The 4,054-nt window shown below is 35.3% G+C and carries 7 protein-coding genes; 4 read left to right on the top strand and 3 right to left on the bottom strand.

Going from position 1 to position 4,054, the window contains the following annotated elements; genetic code table 11:
* Positions 1 to 250, top strand: a 250-nt coding sequence (locus A2003_RS04320; protein ID WP_286686855.1) for an aminotransferase class III-fold pyridoxal phosphate-dependent enzyme, incomplete at its 5' end; no start/stop codon positions are given.
* A gap of 52 nt (positions 251 to 302) precedes the next feature.
* On the opposite strand, the gene A2003_RS04315 is transcribed toward A2003_RS04320, so the two are convergent.
* From A2003_RS04315 to A2003_RS04305, 3 genes are all read right to left on the bottom strand, one after another.
* A complete protein-coding gene (locus tag A2003_RS04315; RefSeq protein ID WP_004911413.1) occupies positions 303 to 734 on the bottom strand; it encodes a CBS domain-containing protein in 432 nt (143 codons plus the stop codon).
* Positions 735 to 867: 133 nt separating this feature from the next.
* Positions 868 to 1,248, bottom strand: coding sequence for a DUF2750 domain-containing protein (locus A2003_RS04310; RefSeq protein WP_004911409.1), 381 nt, complete (start codon positions 1,246 to 1,248; stop codon positions 868 to 870).
* A 257-nt stretch (positions 1,249 to 1,505) separates the two neighbouring features.
* Entirely contained in the window at positions 1,506 to 1,739 is a 234-nt protein-coding gene (locus A2003_RS04305) for an SEL1-like repeat protein (RefSeq protein WP_004911406.1), read from the bottom strand.
* A 226-nt stretch (positions 1,740 to 1,965) separates the two neighbouring features.
* Between A2003_RS04305 and A2003_RS04300 the strand changes: the two genes are divergently transcribed.
* The 3 genes from A2003_RS04300 (at position 1,966) to ftsY (ending at position 4,019) form a co-directional block, all read left to right on the top strand.
* Positions 1,966 to 2,325 (top strand): hypothetical protein, encoded by a 360-nt coding sequence (locus A2003_RS04300; protein WP_004954146.1) that lies wholly within the window; start codon positions 1,966 to 1,968, stop codon positions 2,323 to 2,325.
* A 106-nt stretch (positions 2,326 to 2,431) separates the two neighbouring features.
* Positions 2,432 to 2,761, top strand: a complete 330-nt coding sequence (locus A2003_RS04295) for a hypothetical protein (RefSeq protein ID WP_112986409.1) — start codon at positions 2,432 to 2,434, stop codon at positions 2,759 to 2,761.
* A 118-nt stretch (positions 2,762 to 2,879) separates the two neighbouring features.
* Entirely contained in the window at positions 2,880 to 4,019 is a 1,140-nt protein-coding gene (ftsY, locus tag A2003_RS04290; protein WP_004954150.1) for a signal recognition particle-docking protein FtsY, read from the top strand.
* The last annotated feature ends 35 nt before the right edge of the window (positions 4,020 to 4,054 follow it).

Here is a 4,054-nt window from a genome sequence, read left to right as displayed (position 1 = left end):
TGAACAGCTCAAAGTGCATTTAAATGATTTGAATGTTCAAGTTCGTGGTTTTGGTATGATGATTGGTATTCAATTACCTAAAGATTGTGCTGAAATTGTTGCAATCGCTCGTGATGAATACAAATTAATTGTTAACGTAACCGCAGGTTCAGTGGTTCGTTTACTTCCTCCATTAAACATGACACAAGAACAAGCAGACGATCTTCTTAAGCGTCTTGTACCAACCATTCAGAGTTTCTTGAAAGGTTGATCTTTGTAAATAAAAAAAGGGCAATTAAATTGCCCTTTTTTATATTAATCAATTAGCCAGAAATATACTGTTGTAACTGTTCAATTAAAACACGCTGATCTTCCATGGCAGCTTTGACTAAATCACCAATTGAAATAAAACCAACTAATTTTTCATTCTCAAGAACAGGTAAATGGCGTAAATGACGATCTGTCATTAAGTTTAAGCATTCTTCAACTGTATTGTTTAAGCTTACAGAAATCACTTTTGAAGTCATAATGTCCGAAACAAGCGTATTATTTGAAGAGCGCTCCATCAAGGCGATTTTACGTGTATAGTCACGCTCAGAGAAAATTCCAACCACTTTTTCATCTTCTGCAACGACTAAAGCACCAACACCTTTATCTGCCATGATTTTAATTGCTTCAAGTACAGTCGCATTTGGTGAAATCGTAAAAATAGATTGTACAGCTTTATTCTTGATGACTTGAGCAACGATTGTCATTATTTATCCACCTGTGTTGTATTGTCATTTTCATTTAACTTAACGGTATTTTTTTTAAATGCAAAGCCCTAATTTATCTTCGATGATGACTTTTTAATGTAAGTGCTTAAAAAGTCATCATTGATTAGATGCTTTATACTGCTGGCATTACAGTGTCTTTTGGCATAAAGAAAAAGTGCTGCATTTGTTGAGTAGAAAGTTTGAATTTTCTGTGCGAAGAATTAAATAAAGCAGGTTCAACTTGTAATCGGGTCAAAGTAGGTAGCAACGATTCGTGAAAGTCTTTAGGTGTGATTTTACGTGGTTGGTAATGTTTCCAATGTGATTTTGCATAACGGTGTGCTTGGACGCCATTTAGCCAAAAAGGGAATACGTGACCATCTTGATCAGATTTGATTGCCCAACCTTGATGATAAAGACCCCAAAGTACACCGCAATACATCATTGTTTTTAGGATTGAAATTTTAATCATCAACTCACGAGAAACAGGTTGAAAATGGTTAAACCGATACATATTCTTAAACTTATATAGTTATAAACTCATGTTTTATTATAAGAAATATACTTTGCATTTATGTTTAATCAATTCATCAAAATGGTAAGCAAATATTCTAATTATTTCAATAAATCGTAATCTGCATCACATTTATTGAAAAAAGTAAGCTCTAATTAAATTTTAGATGCTAAAGAAATTACATTTTTTAACTCAGATAAAGATAACTTTTTATCTTTGTTGCAGGCATAAAAAAACGCCACCTAGGTGACGTCTCTTTATGCTTGTAAGGTTGCCATCTTTTGCCAGTATTGAGCTTTAAGTGAATCACGCTCTACTCGGAAACCTTGATAATACAATTCTGCTAGAAACAATGCTGCTTTACCATGACCTGCTTTTGCTACTTCTTCAAGTTCTTTCACTGCATCTTGAAAGTTTTTTTGCGATTGAATGGTATTAACCGCATTTGCATACACATGCTCTAGTTCGTGTTGTGTGAAATGTTGAATCATATATAACTCCTTATTTTAATTATGATTACCGCAAATTCTATCCAAAGACACTTTACTTTGAATATAAGCTAATTTAACTTTGAATTGTTAAATTATTATGACAAAAATAATGGAATTGTCAAATATATCGAGTGTCTTTCTGTAAATAAAAGCTTACACGATTAAACATTTCTAGCAAATAATTTTAAGTAAAATCAAAGTGAAAATAATAGAAAAGGAGAATAACATGTCAAACGTAATCGATGGTTTAACCTTTGATGTTCCACCATCTGAAAATCAAATTATTGAATTGGCACATCATCATCGAAAATTACTTGATGAGGCTATTTTCCATCAAGAAATTCATTTGGGTGATTATTGTTTAGCTCAGCGTAAAAGGGTTTATGATTTTGCGAGTACGCTTAGCCCAGAGCAAAAAGATCGTTTTTATGAAATTTATAACGGAGAGCTGCGCCGTATAGCAGATGATGATGATTTACATCCAGCAGATGCAGAAAGTGGAGTGGGAATGTTTGCTGTATTTGTTAGTTTAGTGATTATTGCATTTATCCTTTACTTCGCCTTTGTACGTACATTAGTAAGTTGACCTATAACCATCACGTTCAATAAACGACATTTTGGCGGCTTATTGAACGTGAGTCTTGTACTGAGTTACGTAGGCACATACACTACTTCTAATATTGAGGTTAGTCATGCTGTCTAAACATTTAAAACATAAAATCTTAGAGCTAAAATTAGGGCATAAATTAGATCAGTTTAATGTCTATTTAGTGATATTTATTCTAATAGCCATTTTTATTCTTTCATTTAATGCTCTGCTACGACCAGTGACTCAGGATCAATATCTGAAGGTTATGCAATTGGCTGAACAAGCTAGCCATCCTAAAACGCAGGCTATGGCTTTGAATGTTTTACAAGCTCAAAAAATTCGTCGGGTCGAATATTTAAAACTATTAAATGCGTTTCAATTTGAATCTACACGTATCCAAGAATATCCTGCACTTTCGCTCGATGATGAATGAGTTTTAATCAAAGTAATTTAATTATAAATGAGGGATTTGTAGCAGTCGGGAAAATAAAATCTATTTATGCTAGACTGACCATCTTTTTAAAAAGCTGCTTTATTCTCAAGGAATTGACATGCAACAGCAATCGAATATGCAAAATAAATTCTTGATAGATGCTGATATCGGCGATGATGATGTCACATTACCGAGTTTACCTGCTGTCGATGTTCCCATTATTGAGCCAGCTGTAAAAACAACAGTTGAGACAACACCTGCACCAGCTACTAACGTCGAAATAACTGAGCAACATCAATCAGTATCTTCAGAAGAGGAAGAAGAAACCAAATCAACAGGTTTCTTTGGACGTATGAAGGATGGATTAACCAAAACTCGTCGTAGTTTTACCGATGGTATGGTCAATATTTTGATCGGTGGTAAAGAAATCGATGATGAGCTATTAGAAGAAGTTGAAGAACAACTTTTGGTTGCAGATATCGGTGTTGAGGCAACAAAAACAATTATCGCAAATCTGACAGAGCGTACAGCACGTGGAGATTTGATCTATTCACATGCTTTGTATAAAGCATTGCAAGAAGAGTTGGTAGCATTATTGGCTCCTCGTGTGAAGCCACTACATATTGATCCTAACAAGTCTCCTTATGTCATTTTAATGGTAGGTGTAAATGGTGTTGGTAAGACAACAACCATTGGTAAGCTTGCAAAACGTTTACAGGGTGAAGGAAAGAAGGTCATGCTTGCCGCTGGTGATACTTTCCGTGCCGCAGCGACTGAACAACTGCAGATCTGGGGCGAGCGTAACGATATCCCAGTTGTTGCACAGGGTCATGGTGCAGACAGTGCTTCTGTGATTTTTGATGCATTCGAAAGTGCCCGTGCAAAAGGCATCGATGTTCTCATTGCTGACACGGCAGGGCGTTTGCAAAACAAATCTAACTTAATGGAAGAGTTAAAAAAAGTTAAGCGCGTAATGCAAAAGATAGATGCGACTGCACCACATGAAATTATGCTTATTGTGGATGCTGGTACAGGGCAGAATGCGATCAATCAAGTACAGCTTTTTGATGAGGCTGTTGGCTTGACTGGTATTACAATTACTAAGTTAGATGGTACTGCTAAAGGTGGTGTCTTATTCAATATCGCAAGTCGTACTCATGTGCCGATTCGTTATATCGGTGTTGGGGAAAAGATTGACGATTTGCGTCCTTTCTCTGCTAAATCATTTGTTGCTGCTTTGTTCGAGACTGAGAAATAATTTTTAATTTTTTAGCTTATTCTTTTAAAAAGAGG

Origin of the sequence: Acinetobacter sp. GWC1_38_13 (genome assembly GCF_001767535.1) — a bacterium.
Lineage (GTDB): Bacteria > Pseudomonadota > Gammaproteobacteria > Pseudomonadales > Moraxellaceae > Acinetobacter > Acinetobacter junii.
Note: the sequence above shows the minus strand (reverse complement) of the source record. Positions and strands in the feature narration are given on the sequence as shown.

What these genes read in the sequence shown, in the direction of transcription:
- A2003_RS04315 (WP_004911413.1), bottom strand. Translation starts at nt 734, where the DNA reads ATGACAATCGTTGCTCAAGTCATCAAGAATAAAGCTGTACAATCTATT.
- A2003_RS04310 (WP_004911409.1), bottom strand. Translation starts at nt 1,248, where the DNA reads ATGTATCGGTTTAACCATTTTCAACCTGTTTCTCGTGAGTTGATGATT.
- A2003_RS04305 (WP_004911406.1), bottom strand. Translation starts at nt 1,739, where the DNA reads ATGATTCAACATTTCACACAACACGAACTAGAGCATGTGTATGCAAAT.
- A2003_RS04300 (WP_004954146.1), top strand. Translation starts at nt 1,966, where the DNA reads ATGTCAAACGTAATCGATGGTTTAACCTTTGATGTTCCACCATCTGAA.
- A2003_RS04295 (WP_112986409.1), top strand. Translation starts at nt 2,432, where the DNA reads ATGCTGTCTAAACATTTAAAACATAAAATCTTAGAGCTAAAATTAGGG.
- ftsY (WP_004954150.1), top strand. Translation starts at nt 2,880, where the DNA reads ATGCAACAGCAATCGAATATGCAAAATAAATTCTTGATAGATGCTGAT.